This is a genomic window from Klebsiella sp. Lac1 (genome assembly GCF_009825425.1).
Lineage (GTDB): Bacteria > Pseudomonadota > Gammaproteobacteria > Enterobacterales > Enterobacteriaceae > Klebsiella > Klebsiella electrica.
In genome coordinates, this window is sequence record NZ_VJZJ01000002.1 from 114991 (window position 1) to 137330 (window position 22340).

Below are 22340 nucleotides of genomic sequence, written 5' to 3' on the forward strand. Positions count from 1 at the left end.
AAGTTGCATGAGCGTTGGCTGTTCTCGCTCACCCCAGTCACTTACTTCAGTAAGCTCCTGGGGATTCCCTGCGTCGCTGTCTGCCTGCAACTCGAATTATTGAGGGTATAAAATAAGAAAACCCAGCAAACAGGGAACACATGGAAATATTCTTCACCATACTCATTATGACCCTCGTGGTCTCTCTCTCCGGGGTGGTTACACGCGTACTGCCCTTTCAGGTCCCACTACCACTGATGCAAATCGCCATTGGCGCGCTACTGGCGTGGCCGACGTTTGGTTTGCACGTTGAATTCGACCCCGAGCTGTTCCTGGTCTTGTTTATCCCGCCGCTGCTTTTTGCCGATGGCTGGAAAACGCCGACCCGCGAATTTATTGAGCACGGACGAGAAATCCTCGGGCTGGCGCTGGCGCTGGTGCTGGTGACGGTGGTGGGGATTGGCTTCCTCATTTACTGGATCGTGCCGGGTATTCCGCTGATTCCCGCCTTCGCGCTGGCGGCGGTGTTGTCACCGACCGATGCCGTGGCGCTGTCAGGCATCGTGGGCGAAGGGCGCATTCCGAAAAAAATTATGGGGATTTTGCAGGGCGAGGCGTTGATGAACGATGCCTCCGGCCTGGTCTCGCTGAAGTTTGCCGTCGCCGTGGCGATGGGCACGATGGTCTTTACCGTCGGCGGTGCGACGGTCGAGTTCCTCAAAGTCGCCATCGGCGGCATCCTCGCCGGGTTTGTGGTGAGCTGGCTGTATGGTCGTTCGATGCGCTTCCTCAGCCGCTGGGGCGGCGATGAGCCAGCGACGCAGATTGTGCTGCTGTTCCTGCTGCCGTTTGCCTCCTATCTGATCGCGGAACATATCGGTGTATCCGGGATCCTGGCGGCGGTGGCGGCGGGGATGACCATCACCCGTTCCGGTGTGATGCGCACCGCGCCGCTGGCCATGCGCCTGCGAGCGAACAGTACCTGGGCGATGCTGGAATTTGTCTTTAACGGCATGGTGTTCCTGCTGTTGGGCCTGCAACTGCCGGAGATTCTGTCGACATCGCTGGTGGCGGCGGAAGCGGATCCTAATGTTGAAACCTGGATGCTGTTTACCGACATTATCCTGATCTACGCCGCGCTGATGCTGGTGCGTTTTGGCTGGCTGTGGACGATGCGCAAATTAAGCCAGCGTTTCCTGAAAAAGAAACCGATGGAATTTGGTTCGTGGACCACCCGTGAGCTGCTTATCTCCTCCGTTGCCGGAGTCCGCGGGGCGATAACCCTCGCCGGTGTGCTGTCGATTCCGCTGCTGCTGCCGGACGGCAACGTCTTCCCGGCCCGCTATGAGCTGATCTTCCTGGCCGCCGGGGTGATTCTGTTCTCGCTGTTTGTCGGGGTGATTGCGCTGCCGATTTTGCTCCGCCACATTGAATCGAGCGACCACGTTCAGCAGCGGAAAGAAGAGCGGCTGGCGCGCGCGGCGACGGCGGATGTGGCGATTGTCGCGATTCAGAAAATGGAAGAGCGTCTGGCGGCCGATACCAAAGAGAATATTGATAACCAACTGCTTACCGAGGTCAGTTCGCGGGTGATTGGTAACCTGCGCCGCCGCGTCGACGGACGTAACGATGTGGAAACCTCGATACTCGAAGAGCAGCTTGAGCGTCGGTTCCGCCTGGCGGCGCTGCGTTCAGAACGCGGCGAGCTGTATCATCTTCGGGCGACCCGACAGATCAGCAATGAAACGCTGCAGAAGCTGCTCCACGACCTTGACCTGCTGGAAGCGCTGCTCATCGAAGATCAGTAATCGCGTACCTTCTCCCCGGCGGCGCTTTTGCTTGCCGGGTAAAAAGGCGCGTGCGGGACGGGTTGGGGTGAAAGCGTCGCTCTGATAAGGCGTTTACGCCGCGACCCGGAATGAAGCCGCCGCGCGCCGCCTCCGGGAACTTACTTCAGCCAGAACGCTTTACTGCATTCCAGCCACGCCTGCGCGCTGTGCGACAGATAAACGCCTTCCCGCCAGATCATCCCCAGCTCCCAGTGCAGCTCGCTCTGCAGCGGTATCGAGCAAAAATTCTCCGCATCGAGACGTTCACAGATCGGTTGCGGCAGGATAGCCACGCCGATGCCCGCCTGCACCATAGCCGCGAGGAAATCCCACTGGCCGCTGCGCACCGCGATGCGCGGCTTCACCTCATGACAGGTAAACAGCGCCATCAGCTGCCGGTTCAGAGCGAAACCTTCGTTATAAATGACCAGCGGATGGGCCGCGAGCGCTTCCGGCGACAGTGACTGAACGCTTTCCCACTCCTCCGTTCTTGGCGTCAGCACGCACAGCGGATGGTTGAAGAGCGGCAACGTGCTCAGGCCGCTGTCTTCATCTACCGGCAACGCCGTCATGGCGAGATCCAGTTCGCCGTTGCTCACCGCCTGCTGGACCGTCAGGCCACCGAACTCGGCAATTTTCAGCTCCACGCCCGGGTAGCGCTGGCGAAACAGGCTAATCGGTTCGGCCATCAGCATGCCGACCATCGGCGGGATCCCCAGTCTCAGGACCCCTTTGTACAGGTGGTTAATATCGTTCAGCTCCGATTCCAGCTGATGAAACTCGCCCAGAATCGCCTGCCCACGCTCGAAGACAACCCGACCGGTATCGGTCAGCAGGAGCCGGCGGCCATCGCGAATCAACAGGGTGCAGTTCAGCTCATCTTCCAGATTTTTGAGCATTTTGCTGATCGTGGGCTGTGTGACGAAAAGTTTTTCCGCAGCGCGCGTAAAACTCTGTTGACGCACCACTTCGACAAAATAGCGCAGCGTTCGGATATCCATAATTATTCCCTGAGACTATACCTGTGATGATTTTAATTCATTTTTGTCCGTTCGGGCGGCTCTCTATACTTTACATCTTGCTTCTTTTTCAGGAATTTCGCTCATGGCCTTCGCGCCAGCTCGTGTGACCCCCTTCGTTGTCCAGCGCCTCCAGGTCCCGGTTCAGGTGCTGATATATGCCGGATTGTTCGTCTGCGCTGAATATTTGGTTAACTGGCTGCATCTGCCGCTGCCAGCGAACCTGGTCGGCATGTTGCTGCTGCTGACGCTGATCGTCTGTCGGGTTATCCCGCTAAAATGGGTGCGGGCTGGCGCCCGCTGGCTGCTGGCGGAAATGCTGCTGTTCTTTGTTCCGGCAGTGGTGGCGGTGGTGAACTATACCCAGTTGCTGATGGTCGACGGCTGGCGGATCTTGCTGGTGATTGCGCTGAGTACCCTGATGGTGCTGGGGGCAACGGCATGGGTGGTGGATAAAGTGTATCGCTATGAAGTCAGCCGGATGAAGCATGAGTGATTTTCAACTGAGCGTCCTGTGCCTGGTGGTGACGCTGGTACTCTATTTCGCCAATAAGCGCCTGTATCGCCGCTTCCACAAGCTGCCGCTGATGCCGCTGGTGTTTACCCCGATACTGCTGGTGCTGATTCTGGTTTTCGGCCACATTTCCTATCAGAACTATATGGGCGAGACCCACTGGCTGTTATGGCTGCTGGGGCCTGCAACCATCGCGTTTGCCGTCCCGGTGTATGACAACCTGGCTATCATTAAACGGCACTGGATGTCGCTGACCGCGGGCGTAACGACGGCAGTGGTTGTCGCCGTGACCAGCTCCGTGTGGCTGGCGCGACTGTTGACGCTGCCGGATGCGATTCAGCGTAGTCTGGCGGTGCGTTCGATCACCACGCCGTTTGCGCTGGCGGCGGCAAAACCGATCGGCGGCCAGCCGGAGCTGGTGGCGCTGTTTGTGGTGATCACCGGCGTGTTTGGTATGGCGGTGGGCGATGCGCTGTTTATGAGGCTCGCCATTCGCGCAGGGATGGCAAAAGGCGCTGGATTTGGCGCCGCCTCGCACGGCGCAGGTACCGCCCGCTCCTATGAGCTGGGACCGCAGGAAGGGGTGGTGGCCAGTCTGGTGATGATGTTGTCTGGCGTGGTGATGGTACTGGCGGCGCCGCTGGTGCGCCTGCTGATGTTTTAATGTTCCCCGGCCGGGCGGCCGGGGAGAGTCAGGTTAGTGCGCCTGGCCGCGTTCGATACCGATCCCGGTTTGCGAACGGATAAACTGAGCGCGGAACTGCTCGCGTTCGCGCATCCCTTCCGCCGAGTTATCGGTGGCGGAGAAGATCCAGATACCGATAAAGGCGATAGCGATAGAGAACAGCGCCGGATACTCATACGGGAATATCGCCTTTTCATGGCCGAGGATCTGGACCCAAATCGTCGGGCCAAGGATCATCAGAATCACGGCGGTCAGCAGCCCCAGCCAGCCGCCCACCATGGCACCGCGAGTGGTTAGCTTCGACCAGTACATCGACAGCAGTATGATCGGGAAGTTACAGCTGGCGGCGATGGAGAAGGCCAGACCCACCATGAAGGCAATGTTCTGATTCTCAAACAAAATCCCCAGCAGAATCGCCACGATCCCCAGTACCAGAACGGTAATTTTTGAGACCCGCAGCTCATCGCGCTCGCTGGCGCCCTTACGGAAGACGTTAGCATACAGGTCGTGAGAGACCGCCGATGCGCCGGCTAGCGTCAAGCCGGCGACCACCGCCAGAATCGTGGCGAAGGCGACCGCTGAAATAAAGCCGAGGAACAGGTTGCCGCCCACCGCATCGGCGAGGTGTACCGCCGCCATATTGTTGCCGCCGATCAGCACGCCTGCGGAGTCTTTGAATGCGGGATTCGCCCCCACCAGCATGATCGCGCCGAAGCCGATAATAAAGGTCAGGATATAGAAATAGCCCATAAACCCAGTAGCGTAGAACACGCTCTTACGCGCTTCTTTCGCATCGCTGACGGTGAAGAAACGCATCAGAATGTGCGGTAGACCGGCGGTACCGAACATCAGGCCGAGGCCGAGCGACAGCGCCGATATCGGGTCTTTCACCAGTCCGCCAGGGCTCATAATCGCCGCGCCTTTCGGATGCACCGCCATCGCTTCAGTGAACAGATTGTTGAAGCTGAAGCCGACGTGCTTCATGACCATAAAGGCCATAAAGCTGGCGCCGCACAGCAGCAGAACGGCCTTGATAATCTGCACCCAGGTGGTGGCGAGCATACCGCCGAAGAGGACGTAGAGCACCATCAGCACGCCGACCAACACCACCGCGACGTGGTAGTTCAGGCCGAACAGCAGCTGAATCAGTTTGCCTGCGCCGACCATCTGCGCAATCAGATACAGCGCCACCACCACCAGCGAACCGCAGGCGGAGAGAGTACGAATCGGCCCTTGCTTAAGGCGATAAGAGGCGACGTCAGCGAAGGTGTAGCGCCCGAGGTTACGCAGGCGCTCGGCAATCAGGAACAGAATAATCGGCCAGCCGACCAGGAAACCGAGGGAGTAAATCAGCCCGTCGTAGCCGGAGGTGTAGACCAGCGCGGAAATACCGAGGAAGGAGGCGGCCGACATAAAGTCGCCGGCGATCGCCAGCCCGTTCTGAAAGCCGGTGATATTTCCGCCTGCGGTATAATAATCGCTGCGCGAGCGCACGCGTTTTGACGCCCAGTAGGTGATATACAGCGTCAGGGCGACAAAGATCAGGAACATGACGATCGCCTGCCAGTTCGTCGGCTGGCGTTGTACCGCGCCGGTAATGGCGTCAGCGGCACTCGCGGAAAAAGGGAGCGTGGCGGCAATCGCCGTCAGGACTTTCTTCATGATGCGTGCACCTCGTTGATAACGCTTTTGGTCAGACGGTCAAATTCGCCATTCGCCCGCCAGACATAAATCCCGGTCAGGACAAAAGAGATGACGATAACGCCGATGCCGATCGGGATACCTCGGGTGACGCTGGTACCGGCATGCAGCGGCGTACCCAGCCAACCGGGGGCGAAAGCGATGAGCAGAATAAAGCCCACGTAGATCACCAACATAATCAGTGACAGGATGGCGGCAAACCTTTGCCGGGTTGCAACTAACTCCCTGAAATGCGCACTATCTTCTATCCGCTGACAAAGTTGCTCATTCATTACAGCGTCTCCAGAGGTACCCTTTTCGTCATCCCCGCGCTGACCGTCGGCAGCACTTATCCGCCCGGCAACATGCTGTCGGGAAGAGAGGGTGCTTACTGCTGTCCTGCTACGTGGAATCCTTAGGGCGTATGATTTATGTCCTCTCCCCTCACGGGGAGAGGGTGTAGGGAATGAGTCCGTTTACGACGGCATCGCGATGGCCTGCTTCTCTTCGAGCAGTTTCTCCACGACACCAGGATCCGCCAGTGTTGATGTATCGCCGAGGTTGCTGGTATCGCCCGCGGCAATCTTGCGCAGAATACGTCGCATGATCTTACCCGAGCGGGTTTTCGGTAATGAATCGGTCCAGTGCAGCACGTCCGGGGTCGCCAGCGGGCCTATCTCTTTGCGTACCCAGTTGCGCACCTCCGCATACAGCTCTGGCGTCGGCTCCTCACCGTGATTGAGCGTCACATAAGCGTAAATCGCCTGGCCTTTGATGTTATGCGGAATGCCGACCACAGCCGCTTCGGCGATTTTCGGGTGCGACACCAGCGCCGATTCGATTTCGGCGGTCCCCAGACGGTGGCCGGATACGTTCAGAACGTCGTCGACGCGGCCGGTGATCCAGAAGTAGCCATCTTCATCACGACGCGCGCCGTCGCCGCTGAAATACATATTTTTGAAGGTGGAGAAGTAGGTCTGTTCAAAGCGCTCATGGTCGCCGAACAGGGTCCGCGCCTGTCCCGGCCAGGAGTCGGCGATAGCCAGGTTGCCTTCGGTCGCGCCCTCCAGCGGAGTGCCTTCATTGTCGACCAGCACCGGCTGCACGCCGAAGAACGGACGCGTGGCGGAACCCGCTTTCAGCTCAATGGCTCCCGGCAGCGGCGTAATCATGAAGCCGCCGGTTTCAGTTTGCCACCAGGTATCCATCACCGGGCATTTCTCGTTGCCGATCTTCTTCCAGTACCACTCCCAGGCTTCCGGGTTAATCGGCTCGCCGACCGAGCCCAGAATACGCAGGGAAGAGCGGTCGGTGCCTTCGATGGCCTTATCGCCTTCCGCCATCAGCGCGCGGATCGCCGTCGGCGCGGTGTAGAGAATATTAACTTTGTGCTTATCGACGACCTGACACATCCGCGCCGGCGTCGGCCAGTTCGGCACGCCTTCAAACATCAACGTGGTGGCGCCGCAGGCCAGCGGGCCGTACAGCAGATAGCTGTGGCCGGTCACCCAGCCCACATCGGCGGTACACCAGTAGATATCGCCCGGATGGTAGTCAAAGACATATTTGAAGGTGGTGGCGGCATAGACCAGATAGCCGCCGGTGGTGTGCAGCACCCCTTTGGGTTTACCGGTTGAACCGGAGGTATAGAGGATGAACAGCGGGTCTTCCGCATTCATCTCTTGCGGCTGGTGCTGGTCGCTGGCTTTCTCGATCAGATCGCTCCACCACAGGTCGCGTCCTTGCTGCCAGTCGATTTTGCCGCCGGTACGTTTGAGTACCACCACATGCTCAATACTTTTCACATGCGGGTTTTTTAACGCATCGTCAACGTTCTTCTTCAGCGGAATCGCGCGCCCGGCGCGCAGCCCTTCATCGGCAGTGATGACCAGACGAGAGTTCGAGTCGATGATACGGCCGGCGACCGCTTCGGGAGAAAAACCGCCGAAGATAACCGAGTGGATCGCGCCGATACGGGCGCAGGCCAGCATGGCGACGGCGGCTTCCGGCACCATTGGCATATAGATAGCGACGACATCGCCCTTTTTAATGCCGAGGTCGAGCAGGACGTTAGCAAAGCGGCAGACGTCGTGGTGAAGCTCGCGATAAGTGATATGTTTGCTCTGGCTGGCGTCGTCGCCCTCCCAGATAATCGCGGTCTGGTCGCCGCGTTCGGCCAGGTGGCGGTCGAGGCAGTTAGCGGCAAGGTTCAGCGTGCCGTCTTCATACCATTTAATAGAGACGTTGCCCGGTGCGAATGAGGTGTCCTTCACGCGCGTGTAGGGCCGCATCCAGTCAAGGATTTTGCCCTGCTCGCCCCAGAAGGCATCCGGGTCGGTGACGGACTGCTGATACTGCGCCTGGTACTGTTCCGGGTTAATCAGGCAACGTTCCGCAATCGTAGCGGGAATAGGGTGTTTATGTATTTGGCTCATGGCTTTTTTTCTCCTGTAGGTTGTTAAATATATGTCAAATAAACGTTAATAGTAGGGGCTTTGGCGGCTTTGTTTGCTATTTGGGGGGCAGATCACGCAATAAATAAATTGAATGAAAAGCAATCAAATGAAACTTTGGTGTGAAATAATTTCTGAAATGGATTTATAGAAATTGAATGTATTAAATATTTTTTATAACAAATACTTATGCAACATAAGGGGGGGATATTAGCGGGTTTATGCATAAAACCAGAGTAAACCGCTGTTCTTAAAGACTTGCGTAGCATGCCGTGCAAATGATACTGATATTGCGCGTTAAATAACCCTATAAAGCAACGCAACACAATTCATACCCCTTTCAGTGGGCACCATTACCTCCTGGAATGGTGCCTTTCATTGAGGAAGTCTGTAGTGAAGAAAAAAACAAAAGTCAGCCTGGCCTGGCAAATTTTGCTGGCCCTGGTGCTGGGCATACTTCTGGGCAGTTACCTGCATTACCACGCCGAAAGCCGTGACTGGTTAATCTCGAACCTCCTGACGCCGGCGGGCGATATCTTTATCCACCTGATCAAGATGATCGTTGTTCCGATTGTCATCTCGACGCTGATTGTCGGGATTGCGGGCGTTGGCGACGCGAAGCAGTTGGGCCGTATCGGCGCGAAAACCATTATCTATTTTGAAGTGATCACTACGGTGGCGATTGTGCTGGGGATTACCCTGGCCAACGTCTTCCAGCCGGGCAGCGGTATTGATATGTCGCAGCTGGCCGCGGTGGATATCTCGAAATATCAAAACACCACGGCAGAGGTGCAAAGCCACGCTCACGGTCTGATGGGTACGATACTGTCGCTGGTGCCGACCAATATTGTCGCGTCGATGGCGAAAGGCGATATGTTACCGATTATTTTCTTCTCGGTGTTGTTCGGCCTGGGGCTCTCTTCGCTGCCAGCGACCCATCGTGAACCGCTGGTGACCGTGTTCCGCTCCATTTCCGAAACCATGTTCAAAGTGACCCACATGGTGATGCGCTATGCGCCGGTCGGGGTGTTTGCGCTGATTTCGGTGACCGTTGCCACCTTTGGCTTCGCCTCGCTGTGGCCGCTGGCCAAACTGGTTATCCTGGTCTACTTCGCGATTCTGTTCTTCGCGCTGGTGGTGCTGGGGATCGTGGCGCGGGTATGCGGATTAAGTATCTGGATTCTGATCCGTATCCTGAAAGACGAGCTGATTCTGGCCTACTCCACCGCCAGCTCCGAGAGCGTATTGCCGCGTATTATTGAGAAGATGGAAGCCTATGGCGCCCCGGCTTCTATTACCAGTTTTGTTGTGCCGACCGGCTATTCATTTAACCTCGATGGCTCAACGCTGTATCAGAGTATCGCGGCGATCTTTATTGCTCAGCTGTACGGTATTGAACTGTCGCTGTGGCAGGAAATCACTCTGGTGCTGACACTGATGGTCACCTCGAAAGGGATTGCCGGCGTGCCGGGCGTCTCCTTCGTGGTGCTGCTGGCGACACTGGGGAGCGTAGGGATTCCGCTGGAAGGGCTGGCCTTTATTGCCGGTGTTGACCGTATCCTCGATATGGCGCGTACCGCGCTGAACGTGGTCGGGAATGCGCTGGCGGTGCTGGTGATCGCCAAGTGGGAGCACAAGTTTGACCGCAAAAAAGCGCTGGCCTATGAGCGCGAAGTGCTGGGCAAATTTGATAAAACCGCGCAATAAAACACAACGCCCGGCGGCGCTGCGCTTGCATGGGCCTACAGAACTTGTGCAGGTGTTGAGATTGCGGGGGTTGTAGGCCGGGTCAGGCGTCAGCCGCCACCCGGCAAAACGCGGGCACCCTGTGCAAAGCCGGTTTGTCAGCGGTCTCACCGCCCGGCGACATCGCGCCGGGCCCAGATAGCTTCTTATATTGCCCGGCGGCGCTGCGCTTGCACGGGCCTACAGAGCTTGTGCAGGTGTTGAGATTGCAGGTGTTGAGATTGCGGGTGTTGTAGGCCGGGTCAGGCGTCAGCCGCCACCCGGCAAAACGCGGGCACCGGGTTCCAACAGGTTTGTCAGCGGTCTCACCGCCCGGCGATATCGCGCTGGCTCCAGATTGCTTCTTGCATTGCCCGGCGGCGCTGCGCTTGCGCGGGCCTACAGAGGGTGTGCAGGTATTGAGATTGCGGGGGTTGTAGGCCGGGTCAGGCGTTAGCCGCCACCCGGCAAAACGCGGGCACTCTGTTCAACGCCGGTTTGTCAGCGCTCTTACCGCCCGGCGACATCGCGCCGGGCTTTTTCTTATCTTTTACTTATCCTGTCGAACTCTTCGCAGCCGGTATCAAACCCCTCCTGACAGCTGACGTTGAGCCAGTGCAACGCTTTCTGCTGGTTGGGTTCGATAAAGCCTTGTTCTCCCTGCAGGAACATCATCCCGGCCCAGTATTCCGCATAGCCGGTACGGGACAGCGAGGAGCTGCGTTTAAAATAGTCCGTTGCCCTGGCGTCATCCTCTGTTATCTGCACGCCGCTGGCGTAAATCAAACCTAACAGCATCTGGGCGTCGACGGCGGAGTCGCTTTCTGGATCCTGGGCGGCATCCTGTAACAGGATGATGGCATGGGAATAGTCCGTCGGCCCGGCCTGTTGATTGACCAGCACGCGGGCCAGGATAATTTCTCCTGCCTTGCTGCCAACCTGCACCGCCTTCTCAGCCAGCTCTCTGGCCTGTTTGTAATCGGCCTGCTGCGGGTTGCGAATTTTCAGCTGAGCCAGCAGCGCCAGCGCATCCCCGTCACCGCGATCGGCCGATTTCTGCGCCCAGTATTCGGCCTGCTGATAATCGCCGGAACTGACGTAGGTATCGGCAAGATAGTACTGCGCCCGCGGATCGCCGGCTTCCGCCTGTTGTTTGTACTGGCTGCCGGGATCCGCGGCGCCTGCGGCAAGAGAGAACAGCATCAGAAGTAAATAGAGGTATTTCATTTTTTATTATCGGTCATGAACACAGCGCGCAGTATAAAGGCAGGTGAAGAAGAAGAAAACGACGGGAACTTGTGGGGAATAGCCTGACAATCGTGCCGTCTGTTTTTCCGGGCCGTGGCGTAAACGCCTTACCCGGGCTACCGATTCGCCGTTGTCTGCGGTTCGATAGCCAGGGCAGGCGCGAAGCGCCGCCTCCACGGAGGCGGCCTGATTAACCCATTGCGCTTTCGCGCAGGCGGGCTTTCAGCGTGTTGTACTCATCAATCACATACTGTTCGGCGGCGCGCTGGTCGGCGATGCGCTCAACGTTGACGGCACAGTACTTGTACTCCGGCGTTTTGGTTATCGGGCTTAAGTTCTCCGTGACCAGCTCGTTACAGGCGCCAATCCACCACTGATAGGTCATATAGACCGCCCCTTTATTCGGCCGATCGCTGACCTGCGCGCGGGTGATAATGCGGCCTTTACGCGAGTTAACCCACACCAGCGCCTCATCCTCAATGCCCAGTCGCGCGGCATCGGCGGTATTGATTTGCGCATAGCCCGGTTCATCCGCCAGCGCGGCCAGCGCCGCACAGTTGCCGGTCATCGAACGGCACGAATAGTGGCCCACTTCGCGCACGGTGGAGAGCACCATCGGGTACTCGTCGGTGAGCTTATCGATCGGCGCAACCCAGTCGCAGGTGAAGAACTGCGCGAGGCCGTTCGGGGTGTCGAAGCGCTCTTTAAACAGATAAGAGGTCCCCTGGTCGGCATCGGACTCATCGCGGCACGGCCACATGACGTAGCCCAGCTCGCCCATTTTCTCGTAGGTGGCGCCGTAAAAGTCCGGGCACAGATGCCGCAACTCGTCCCAGATCTCCTGGGTGTTGTTGTAGTGCATCGGATAGCCCATCCGGGTGGCGATTTCGCTGATGATCTGCCAGTCGGTTTTCAGGTCCCACTTCGGCTCTACCGCTTTAAAGAAGCGCTGGAAGCCGCGGTCCGCTGCGGTATAGACGCCTTCATGCTCGCCCCACGAGGTGGACGGCAGGATGACATCGGCCGCCGCGGCGGTTTTGGTCATGAAAATATCCTGGACAATCACCAGCTCCAGCTCGTCAAACGCTTTACGTACGGCAGAGAGCTCGGCGTCGGTCTGCAGCGGATCTTCGCCCATAATGTACGCCGCCCGTACTTCGCCGTGTGCCGCGCGGTGCGGCAGCTCGCTGATGCGATAGCCGGTATGCGCCGGCAGGCTCTCGACGCCCCAGGCTCTGGCGAACTTCTCGCGGTGCTCCGGGAACTTCACGTATTGATAGCCTGGATAAGTATCGGGCAGCGCGCCCATATCGCAGGCGCCCTGAACGTTGTTCTGGCCGCGCACCGGGTTAACGCCGACGCTCGGTTTGCCGAGATTACCGGTGAGGATCGCCAGGCTGGTCAGCGAGCGTACGGTCTCAACGCCCTGATAGAACTGGGTCACGCCCATGCCCCACAGGATGGCGGCGGATTTCGCGCTGGCGTACATGCGGGCACAGGCGCGAATCTCCTGCGCGCTGACGCCGGTGATAGTTTCCACCGACTCCGGCGTATAGCCTTCGACGATTTTGCGATACTCTTCGAAACCCTCGGAACGGCTGGCGACGAAGGATTTATCGTAGAGATCTTCTTCAATAATCACGTGGCCGATGGCGTTGAGCAGCGCAATGTTTGAGCCGTTCTTCAGCGCAATGTGCATATCGGCGATGCGCGCGGTTTCGATTTTTCGCGGATCGCAGACGATGATTTTTGCCCCATTGCGTTTGGCGTTAATCACGTGATTCGCCACAATAGGGTGTGAATCTGCCGGGTTGTACCCGAAGATAAACACGAGATCGGTGTTATCAATCTCTGTGATGGCATTACTCATGGCGCCATTACCGACCGACTGGTGCAGACCTGCAACCGAAGGGCCGTGTCAGACGCGAGCGCAGCAGTCGACGTTATTGGTACCAATAACGGCGCGCGCGAACTTTTGCATCACATAGTTAGTTTCGTTACCCGTCCCACGGGATGAGCCGGTAGTCTGAATCGCGTCCGGACCGTACTTCGCCTTAATGGCGCTGAGACGGGTGGCGACGTAGTCGAGCGCTTCCTGCCAGGAGACGGATTCCAGTTTGCCGCCACGCTGACGGCGGATCATAGGGGTTTTCAGGCGCGGGGTGAGGATCTGGGTATCGTTAATGAAATCCCAGCCATAATAGCCTTTCAGACACAGGGTCCCCTGGTTGGTTTTCCCTTGTGCCGCCTCAGCCCGGACGATTTTGCCGTTATCGACCACCAGATTGATTTTGCAACCTGATGCGCAATACGGGCAAACCGTGACGACTTTTTTCATCGGTCTTGCTCCAATTCATCAATGGGCGCATATGCGCTATCACGCCGTCAACATGCATCTTCTATGCCATGTTTTTATTGTGGATATTGACTGATGATACGTCGATTGTTTGGGCTAAATGCTGACGAAAAGCAGGGCGTCGTCAGTTTTGACGTGTCGAAGAGGGGCGAGATGTGACATGGATTGAAGAAACGCGATCCGATAATGGATTTGTCGGGGGGGCTTTGCTGAATTAATCAGACAGAGATCGTTCCGTGCGGGCAGGGGCAAGTTATGAAACCGGTCATTTTGGTTGTAGATGATGACAGCGCGATTGGCGAACTGCTTAGCGATGTGCTCAGCGCGCATGTTTTTGACGTGCTGGTGTGCCAGACCGGCAGCGATGCGCTGGCGGTGGCGGCCCGGCGGGCGGATATTTCGCTGGTGCTGCTGGATATGATTCTCCCCGACACTAACGGGCTGCTGGTACTGCAACAGCTGCAGCGCAGTCGGCCTGATTTACCGGTGGTGATGCTGACCGGCCTCGGCAGCGAATCCGACGTGGTGGTCGGGCTGGAAATGGGCGCCGATGATTATATTGCCAAACCGTTTAATTCCCGGGTGGTGGTGGCCAGGGTGAAGGCGGTGCTCAGGCGCAGCGGCGCGCTGGGTGTTGAAGGCGCGGGCAGCGGCGCGGGATTGCTCTTTAACGGCTGGCGGCTGGATACGTTTCGCTGCGAGTTGTTTAATCCGCAACAGCAAGCGGTGCCGTTGACCCAGGGAGAGTACAGCCTGCTGCTGGCGCTGGCGCAAAACGCCCGCCGGGTGCTCAATCGCGAACAGTTGCTGGCCTTGACCCATAGCGAGAGCACCGAAGTCTTTGACCGGACAATTGACGTGCTGATTATGCGCCTGCGGCGCAAAATTGAACCGAATTCGCATCAGCCGACGCTTATCAAAACCCTACGCGGCCTGGGCTATGTGTTCGCCGCGGATGTTATCCACGGCGACAGAGCGGCGTAGCCCCGGCAGATGCGGGGCCAGCGGGGGAAATAATGCCCTTACTTCACGGTCCAGCCTTTGTAACTACCGATATTGTTTTTATCGATCAGGGTCACCGGGATCAGCACCGGCGCGGTCGGCGCCGGTTTACCCTGCAGAATGTCATAACCTATCTCTACCGCTTTCGCCGCCATCACCTGCGGGTCCTGCGCCGGCGTCGCCACAAACAGCGAGTTTTTACGTTTCAGCGCCTCTTCGCCGTCCGGACTCCCGTCGACGCCAACGATAAAGAACTCATGACGTTGCGCCTGTTTGGCCGCCAGATCGGCACCGATCGCGGTCGGATCGTTGATGGCAAAGACGCCATCGATCTTCGGATTCGCGGCCAGCAATGAGGTCATAATTTCCAGGCCGCCCTCACGACTGCCTTTGGCGTTCTGGTTGTAGGAGAGCACTTTGATATCCGGATGGCGCGCAAACTCGGCCTGGCAACCTTCGACGCGGTTCTGCACGGCGGAAACCGGCGGCCCGTTGATAATCACCACATTCCCTTTGCCTTTCAGGCGGTCGGTGATGTATTTACAGGCCATTTCTCCCGCCTGAGTGTTATCAGAGGTGATGGTGGCATTGGCGCCTTCGGCGGCCACGTCCACCGCAACCACCACGATCCCGGCATCTTTCGCGCGTTTCACCGCCGGGCCAATCCCTTTTGAGTCGGCGGCGTTGAGGATAATCATGTCGACTTTGGCGGCAATAAAGTTATCGATCTGCGCCACCTGCTGACCGAGATCGTAACCGCTGGAGACCAGCGTCACTTTCACATTGTCTCCGGCCAGCTTACGGGCTTCCAGCTCCGCGCCTTTGGTGATTTGTACGAAGAACGGGTTGGCTAAATCCCCCACCGTGACGCCGATTGACTTCAGCTCTTTGGCCTGGGTAAAGGGCGCCGCGGCAAGCAGCGCGCCAGCACAGAGTGCGGTTACTATGGGTTTCAAACGCATGCTGTTTTCCTCTGTCTGTAGGGTATTGTTGTTATGCACTTTGATGATGTCGGGTACGGTATTTGTCGATCAGCACCGCAATGATGATCACCGCCCCTTTGATCACCAGTTGCCAGAAATAGGAGACGCCCATCAGCGTCATGCCGTTATTGAGCGTGGCGATAATCAGCGCCCCCACCAGCGTGCCGGTGATCGTGCCGATGCCGCCGACGAAGCTGGTCCCGCCGAGAATAACGGCGGCGATGGCATCCAGCTCATAACCGACGCCGAGGTTGCCGTTCGCGCTGTACAGCCGCGAGGCGCTCATGACGCCGCCCAGCCCGGAGAGCAGGCCGCTCATGCCGTAAACGAACAGCAGCACCAGCCACACTTTGATCCCGGTGAGCCTTGCCGCCTGCATATTGCCGCCTACGGCGTAGATATGAACGCCCAGGGTGGTGCGGCGCAGAATGAACCAGCACACCGCCACCACTATCAGGGCGATCACCACCAGCCACGGAACCGGTCCGAGGTAATCATTGCCGATCCATTCGAAGCTGATATCGGAGTTAATCACCGTGGTGCCGTTGGCCAGCAGATAGGCGGCCCCGCGCAGGGCCGTGTAGGTCCCGAGCGTCACGATAAACGGCGGTAGTCCGGCGAAGGCGACCAGCGCGCCGTTAAACAAACCGAGCAGCAGGCCGAGCATCAGCGCTGCCGGAATCGACAGCAGCGACAGCTCCGGGATCAGCGATACCACCATGGCGGCGACCGCGGTCGTGCCGAGAATCGAGCCGACGGACAGATCGATCCCCCCGGTCAGAATGATGAAGGTCATCCCGGCGGCGAGGACGATGTTGATCGATGCCTGACGGGTAATATTCAGCAGGTTGCTTTCGGTAAAGAAGTTGGGAGCGATAAAGCCAAATACCGCGACGATCAGGATCAAAATCGGCAAAATACCGACCGTTTGTACCAGATCGCCCATCAGGATTTTCTTCGCTGATACCGATTTTACCACCGGCTGCGCGGCGCTCTCTTTCTGTGTTGTCATGGTGATACCGCCTTAAGGTGAGAGTCGTTAACGCCGGTGGCCAGCGTCATAATGCTTTCCTGGCTGATGTCGCCGGCCTGGAGTTCGCCGGCGATGCTGCCTTCGCGCATGACGTAGACCCGATCGCTCATGCCGACGACTTCGGGGAGTTCGCTGGAGATCATCAGGATGGCCACCCCCTGGCGCGCCATCTGGGTCATGATGCGGTAAATCTCGCTTTTGGCACCGACGTCAACGCCGCGCGTCGGTTCATCAAGCAGTAAAATACGCGGACCGATGGCGACCCAGCGGGAGATCAGCAGCTTTTGCTGATTGCCGCCGGAAAGGCCGCCAGCACGTACCTGCGCGTGCGGCACGCGAATATTGAGCAGGGAGATCGCATCGTCGGAGAGAGTCTGCGCCTTTTTGCGATTGAGCATACCCCAGCGGGCATCCCGTTCGAGGGTGGCCATGGTGATGTTCTCCTGCGCCGCCATCTCAAGGAACAGCCCCTGCTCCTTGCGGTTTTCGGTGAGAAAACCGATGCCCAGATCGATGGCTGCACGCGGGGAGTGAATGACTACCGGCTCGCCATCAATCTCGATAACGCCGCCGGTGGCCCGGCGCACGCCGAAAATCAGCTGCGCCAGTTCGGAGCGACCGGCGCCGACCAGACCGGCGAGGCCGACGATTTCCCCCGCCCGTACCACCAGACTGCTGGCCTTCACTTTGCCGCCGTCGGTCAAATCCTCTACCCGCAGGCGCGGCTGGCCGGGCGGAATATCACGCTCTTTATTGAACAGGTCGCTTAGCGGACGGCCGACCATCATTCGCACCAGTTCGGAGGCGTTGAGCTTGTCGCGGGTCAGGCTGCCGACGTACTGGCCGTCGCGCAGCACGCTGACGCGGTCAGACAGTTCATAAACCTCCGCCATGCGATGGCTGATATAGATAATCGCCATCCCTTCGTCGCGCAGGCGCAGAATCAGTTCAAACAGGCGATGAGTCTCGCGGGAGGAGAGGGCGGCGGTGGGCTCATCCATCACCAGCACCCGGCTGTTGCGATGCAGGGCGCGGGCGATCTCCACCTGCTGCTGTTCGGCAATGGTCAGGGCCATCACCCGGTCGCTGGCCCTGAACTGGGCGCCGAGGCGATCGATGACCGCCTGGGCCTGATTCATCATCTCTTTGCGCTGCACCAGCCCGCCGCGCGCCAGTTCGCTGCCGAGAAAAATATTCTCCGCGACGGTTAAGTTCGGCGCCAGCTGCATCTCCTGGTAAATCAGGGTGATCCCGGCGGCCAGCGCATCTTTTGGCCCTTTAATCACCTGCGGCTGTCCGTCGATCAGGATCTCGCCGCTAGTGGCGGTATACGCCCCGGCGAGGATCTTCATTAGTGTGCTTTTGCCGGCGCCGTTTTCGCCCATTAAGGCGTGGATCTCGCCGGGCCAGACCGTCAGATCGACGCCTTTCAGCGCATAAAACTTGCCAAAGGCTTTGGCAATATTGCGCATGGATAGTACCGGTGTCCCCTGCATGGTGGCTCTCCTGCGAGTGTCTTCGAGGATCGCAGTGCACCACACAACAATAAATGCAAAATGTCAGACGCCGTTCATATTTGTCATATTGATGAATACTGAATCTGGCTCACAATTATGCGCGATGGCTCTCCCGCTGTGGGTCAGCAACCGCCAGGATAAATAAAAAGATCGTGGAGCTGAGCATGCCATCCCATCGCTACCGGTTTTTCACCAGCGCTCGCGGGCGCCTGCTGTCGTTTAATTTGCTGATGGTTGCGGTTACGCTGATGGTGGCTGGCGTCTCGCTGCTGGGTTTTCGCCATGCCAGCCTGCTGCAAGAGCAGGTGCAGCAGCAGACGCTGGACGATATGACCGGCAGCATGAATCTGGCGCGTGATACCGCGAACGTCGCCACCTCGGCGGTTCGCCTCTCGCAGGTGGTCGGTGCGCTGGAGTATAAAAGCGAAGCTGAACGCCTGCTGGAGACTCAGCAGGCCCTGAAATATTCACTCTCTCACCTCGCCGCCGCGCCGCTGGCGCAACAGGAGCTGGCGCTGGTGGGCAATATTATTCGCCGCAGCAATGAGCTGCAGCAGAGCGTCAGCGGCATGCTGGAACGCGGGCAGCATCGTCATCTGCAGCGTAATGAACTGCTCAGTTCGCTGTATCAGAATCAGAGTTATCTCCGGCATATTCAGGATCTTAACGATCGGCATGGCGCGGACGCGATCGATCCCCGGCCGCTGGCGGAGATGGATCGGCTGATCGTTGCGGCCATCCATACGTCGACGCCGCGATCGATAGTCCAGCAGCTGGACAAAGTGAGAGATTTTCTGCCGACAACCAGCCGTGACCCAACGCTGGCGGCGATTCTGCAGGATTTCAACGGCGAGCTGGCCAGGCTGGAGCCGTTATCGGCGCAGCTGGAGGAGAGCGATTTGGCCATCGGCTGGTATATGTTTCACATTAAGGCGCTGGTGGCGCTGCTCAACAGCGATATTAATCAGTACGTTGCCCGGGTCGCGCAGGCGTCTGAGCTGCGGGCGGCACAGAGCCATCAGGAGCTGCGTTCCATCAGCATGTTTATTTTGCTGTCGGCGCTGCTGGCGCTGGTGATAACCGGCTTCGCCGGCTGGTATATCTACCGTAACCTCGGCTCCAGTCTGACCGCTATCTCGCGCGCGATGTCGCGTCTGGCCTACGGCGAGCAGGAGGTCTCTGTCCCGGGGCTTCAGCGACGCGATGAGCTCGGAGAGCTGGCGCGCGCCTTCAACGTCTTTGCCCGCAATACCGCGTCGTTGGCCCATACCTCCCAGCTGCTGAAAGAAAAAAGTACCCTGCTGGAGACCACCTTTCATGCCATGCGCGACGGCTTCGCGCTGTTTGATAATCAGGGGCTGCTGGTGGTGTGGAATCCGCAGTATCCGCTGCTGCTGGGGCTGGCGGCCAATGACCTGCAGCGCGGCATTCACTATCAGCAGCTGCTGGGGCAGGCCGCCCCTCTGGCGGAACATATTCGCGACAATCTGGCCCGCCCGCTGCCCAAACCCCAGGAGCTCCTGCTGGCGAGCGGCCGCACTATTGAACTGCGTTTTAGCCCGGTACCCGGGCGGGGGCTGGTCAACGTGGTGCTCGACAGGACCGAACGCAAAGGGCTGGAGCAGGCGCTGGTTCACAGCCAGAAAATGAAAGCGGTTGGCCAGCTGACCGGCGGTCTGGCGCATGATTTTAATAACCTGCTGGCGGTGATTATCGGCAGTCTTGAACTGGTTCAGCCGCAGGACGCGGACCTGGCGCGGATCTCCCGGGCACGCAAGGCCGCAGAGCGCGGCGCGCTGCTCACCCAGCGGCTGCTGGCCTTCTCGCGTAAACAGGCGCTGCACCCCAATGCCGTGGCGATGAAACCGCTGCTGGAAAACCTGGGCGAGCTGATGCGCCATTCTCTGCCGACGACGTTGAGTCTGGAGATTGAGGCGCAGTCACCCGCGTGGCCGGCCTGGATAGACGTCGGCCAGCTGGAAAACGCCATTATCAATCTGGTGATGAACGCTCGCGATGCAATGGAAGGGCGTGCCGGGGTTATCAAGCTGCGCACCTGGAACCAGCGCGTGGCCCGCAGCGACGGGCGGCGTCAGGATATGGTGGCGCTGGAGGTGATTGACCACGGCAGCGGGATGTCGCAGGAGATTAAGGCCCAGGTGTTCGAACCGTTTTTTACCACCAAACAAACCGGCAGCGGCAGCGGTCTGGGGCTGTCGATGGTCTATGGTTTTGTCCGCCAGTCCGGCGGGCGGGTGGCTATTGAGAGCGCGCCGGGCCAGGGAACCACGGTGCGTTTACAGCTGCCGCGTGCGGCGGTGCAGGCGCCGACCGGCGGCACGTTGCCGGAAGTCGAGCAGACGGTGAGCGGCGAGCGGCTGGCGCTGGTGCTCGAGGATGAGGCCGATGTGCGTCAGACTCTTTGCGAGCAGCTTCATCAGCTCGGCTGGTTAACCCTGGAAGCCGGGAACGGAGAGCAGGCGCTGCAGTTACTTGAGGCTTCGACGGAAATCGCGCTGCTGATTAGCGACCTGATGCTGCCGGGCAGATTGAGCGGAGCCGAGGTGATTAACGAAACCCAGCGCCGTTTCCCGACGGTGGCGGTGCTGCTGATCAGCGGTCAGGATCTGCGTCCGGCGCACAATCCCGCGCTGCCGGACGTGGAGCTGCTGCGCAAACCCTTCAGTCGGACACAGTTGATGCAGGCGCTGCGACAGGTTGTGGCAAATAGCGGCTGCGGGCCAGCGCCGCAGCCCCTTGAGCACCATTAAATGTTGAGGACGATGCGGCAAGAAACTGCACTGCCTGATAAGGCAACGGGCGGCGAATATACGCTTTTATCATGGCGAGCAGCGCCTCGCGTGGAAAACCGGACATGTCCATCACGCCACCGCCGAGGATCACCGCATCGGGGTCGAACAGGTTGATGCTGGTGGCGATGGCGCGGGCGGCATGGAGCAGGAGGTCCTGTACAAAGGGTTCCTCAGTGGCGTGCAAAAACAGTTCACCAAGCGCATAGCTGCGCGGCTGTTGTTCGTACCAGCGTTTGAGCGCGATACCGGAACAGACGGTTTCCAGACAACCATGATTACCGCAACCGCAGATGAGCGTGTTGTCGCCCTGCGGGATATGGCCCAGTTCTCCTGCCACGCCGTGTGCGCCTGTCCACGGCCCGCCGTTCAACCAGATGGCGAAGCCCATGCCGGTGCCGAGATAAGCAGCTAATACCTGTTGAGCCTGCAAACCATTTTCCTGCACGTCAAATGAAAGCTGGAGATTCACATCGCGGGAAAACTCGACCGGACAGGCCAGCGAATGCTCCAGCTCATCGGCTAGCGTACGCAGGGTTTCTGGCGGTAACGATAGGTTGGGAGTGGAGATAATCGTCCGCTTATCTCTGCTGACCAATGCCGGAAAGCCCATAACCAGGCCGCAGCAACGTGCCTGAAAGCGGTCAAGCTGCTGCTGAATCAACATCGTGATCCCGCTCACCAGACCGTCAGGCGCGATCGCTTCAGCGGTGCGCAGCTTCTCGCAATGCAGAGTCTCACCCTGTGCGGTTTGCAGGCAAAAGCGGATATGGGTTGCGCCCATGTCCACTCCTGCGACGACCTTACGCTGTTTTTGCATGAGGGAATACCTCGTTTTTGGCCGCCAGAATCTGCTCTGCCATGACCTGCCACGCGTCGTGAATATTGTCGCCATGGTTAAACAGACCGGAGGTCCCGACGATAAAGACGTCCGCGCCTGCCGCCATCAGTTTTTGATAGGTCGCTTTATTGCACGAACCGTCGATCTCAATCTCGTAGGCCAGTCCTTCACGCTCTCGCCACGCTTTTAGCTCGCCGATCTTTTCCAGCATTTCAGGAATAAAGGGTTGGCCCGCGAAACCCGGATCGACGGTCATCACCGTAATTTTGTCCGCCTTGTGGATGTAATATTTCATCGTTTCAACCGGTGTTTCCGGATTGAGAATGAGCCCGACCTTCATGCCATGGCGACGAATCTCCTCTATCAGGCGGAAAGCCTGACCGTTAATAGTTTCCGGATGCAGGGTGATAAAGTCCGCACCTGCCTGCGCCAGCTGGCTAATGTAATCCTGTGGTCGGGTGACCATCAGATGGCAGTCCAGTGGTTTACTGGCCAGCTTCTTCACCTGGCTGACGAAAAACGGCGAGAGCGTCAGGTTAGGGACAAAATGACCGTCCATGATGTCGATGTGGAAGTAATCTGCATGTCGATCGATAAACTCGATCTGTTCTTTGAATTTCAGCAGATCCATACACATTAAAGAGGGGGCAATTTTCATCATAAATT

Annotated in this window: 17 protein-coding genes; 6 read left to right on the forward strand and 11 right to left on the reverse strand. The window is 58.4% G+C overall.

From position 1 onward, the window contains the following. The first annotated feature begins 140 nt into the window (after positions 1-140). Positions 141-1787 carry a Na+/H+ antiporter gene (locus FNY10_RS15945; protein ID WP_131049874.1) on the forward strand — a complete coding sequence of 549 codons (1647 nt, stop codon included), beginning with the start codon at positions 141-143 and terminating at the stop codon, positions 1785-1787. 140 nt (positions 1788-1927) lie between these two features. Here FNY10_RS15945 and FNY10_RS15950 read toward each other — a convergent pair whose 3' ends face one another. Next, a complete protein-coding gene (locus tag FNY10_RS15950) occupies positions 1928-2809 on the reverse strand; it encodes a LysR family transcriptional regulator (protein ID WP_100685329.1) in 882 nt (293 codons plus the stop codon). Positions 2810-2912: 103 nt separating this feature from the next. Here FNY10_RS15950 and FNY10_RS15955 point away from each other — a divergent pair, with 103 nt between their 5' ends. Further along, positions 2913-3323 (forward strand): CidA/LrgA family protein, encoded by a 411-nt coding sequence (locus FNY10_RS15955; protein ID WP_100685330.1) that lies wholly within the window; start codon positions 2913-2915, stop codon positions 3321-3323. Continuing rightward, the gene (locus FNY10_RS15960; RefSeq protein WP_131049875.1) at positions 3316-4005 is read left to right on the forward strand and encodes an LrgB family protein; all 690 of its coding nucleotides are present in this window, start codon (positions 3316-3318) and stop codon (positions 4003-4005) included. The genes FNY10_RS15955 and FNY10_RS15960 overlap by 8 nt, the downstream gene beginning before the upstream one ends. 33 nt (positions 4006-4038) lie before the next feature. On the opposite strand, the gene actP is transcribed toward FNY10_RS15960, so the two are convergent. The 3 genes from actP to acs form a co-directional block, all read right to left on the reverse strand. Continuing rightward, complete coding sequence (actP, locus tag FNY10_RS15965) at positions 4039-5688, reverse strand: cation/acetate symporter ActP (RefSeq protein ID WP_141965567.1); 1650 nt, start codon at positions 5686-5688, stop codon at positions 4039-4041. Next, positions 5685-5999 (reverse strand): DUF485 domain-containing protein, encoded by a 315-nt coding sequence (locus tag FNY10_RS15970; protein ID WP_131049877.1) that lies wholly within the window; start codon positions 5997-5999, stop codon positions 5685-5687. Before FNY10_RS15970 ends, actP begins: the two co-directional genes overlap by 4 nt. A 183-nt stretch (positions 6000-6182) precedes the next feature. Further along, the gene (gene acs / locus FNY10_RS15975) at positions 6183-8141 is read right to left on the reverse strand and encodes an acetate--CoA ligase (RefSeq protein WP_131049878.1); all 1959 of its coding nucleotides are present in this window, start codon (positions 8139-8141) and stop codon (positions 6183-6185) included. A gap of 411 nt (positions 8142-8552) precedes the next feature. On the opposite strand from acs, the gene gltP reads away from it, so the two are divergent. Beyond that, a complete protein-coding gene (gene gltP, locus FNY10_RS15980) occupies positions 8553-9866 on the forward strand; it encodes a glutamate/aspartate:proton symporter GltP (RefSeq protein ID WP_100685336.1) in 1314 nt (437 codons plus the stop codon). Positions 9867-10427: 561 nt separating this feature from the next. Here gltP and FNY10_RS15985 read toward each other — a convergent pair. Both FNY10_RS15985 and fdhF read right to left on the reverse strand, forming a co-directional pair. Next, positions 10428-11111, reverse strand: coding sequence for a tetratricopeptide repeat protein (locus FNY10_RS15985; protein ID WP_131049879.1), 684 nt, complete (start codon positions 11109-11111; stop codon positions 10428-10430). 211 nt (positions 11112-11322) lie between these two features. After that, positions 11323-13470 carry a formate dehydrogenase subunit alpha gene (fdhF, locus tag FNY10_RS15990; protein ID WP_141965563.1) on the reverse strand — a complete coding sequence of 716 codons (2148 nt, stop codon included), beginning with the start codon at positions 13468-13470 and terminating at the stop codon, positions 11323-11325. Between the two features lie 273 nt (positions 13471-13743). On the opposite strand from fdhF, the gene FNY10_RS15995 reads away from it, so the two are divergent. After that, a complete protein-coding gene (locus tag FNY10_RS15995; RefSeq protein WP_131049881.1) occupies positions 13744-14472 on the forward strand; it encodes a response regulator transcription factor in 729 nt (242 codons plus the stop codon). Between the two features lie 38 nt (positions 14473-14510). On the opposite strand, the gene FNY10_RS16000 is transcribed toward FNY10_RS15995, so the two are convergent. Genes FNY10_RS16000 through FNY10_RS16010 form a run of 3 tightly spaced genes read right to left on the reverse strand, consistent with a single transcriptional unit; the run spans position 14511 to position 18002 of the window. Continuing rightward, entirely contained in the window at positions 14511-15452 is a 942-nt protein-coding gene (locus tag FNY10_RS16000; RefSeq protein ID WP_131049882.1) for an ABC transporter substrate-binding protein, read from the reverse strand. A gap of 31 nt (positions 15453-15483) precedes the next feature. Next, positions 15484-16485: an ABC transporter permease subunit gene (locus tag FNY10_RS16005; protein ID WP_141965561.1), complete on the reverse strand. Its 1002-nt coding sequence runs from the start codon at positions 16483-16485 to the stop codon at positions 15484-15486. Beyond that, positions 16482-18002 carry a sugar ABC transporter ATP-binding protein gene (locus tag FNY10_RS16010; protein WP_100686575.1) on the reverse strand — a complete coding sequence of 507 codons (1521 nt, stop codon included), beginning with the start codon at positions 18000-18002 and terminating at the stop codon, positions 16482-16484. Before FNY10_RS16010 ends, FNY10_RS16005 begins: the two co-directional genes overlap by 4 nt. A 185-nt stretch (positions 18003-18187) precedes the next feature. On the opposite strand from FNY10_RS16010, the gene FNY10_RS16015 reads away from it, so the two are divergent. Further along, a complete protein-coding gene (locus tag FNY10_RS16015) occupies positions 18188-20794 on the forward strand; it encodes an ATP-binding protein (RefSeq protein ID WP_160702535.1) in 2607 nt (868 codons plus the stop codon). Here FNY10_RS16015 and alsK read toward each other — a convergent pair. Together alsK and alsE are read right to left on the reverse strand one after the other, a co-directional pair. After that, positions 20706-21653, reverse strand: a complete 948-nt coding sequence (alsK, locus tag FNY10_RS16020) for an allose kinase (protein WP_160702533.1) — start codon at positions 21651-21653, stop codon at positions 20706-20708. The genes FNY10_RS16015 and alsK overlap by 89 nt on opposite strands. Continuing rightward, a complete protein-coding gene (gene alsE / locus FNY10_RS16025) occupies positions 21637-22332 on the reverse strand; it encodes a D-allulose 6-phosphate 3-epimerase (RefSeq protein ID WP_131049887.1) in 696 nt (231 codons plus the stop codon). The genes alsK and alsE overlap by 17 nt, the downstream gene beginning before the upstream one ends. Positions 22333-22340 lie beyond the last annotated feature (8 nt).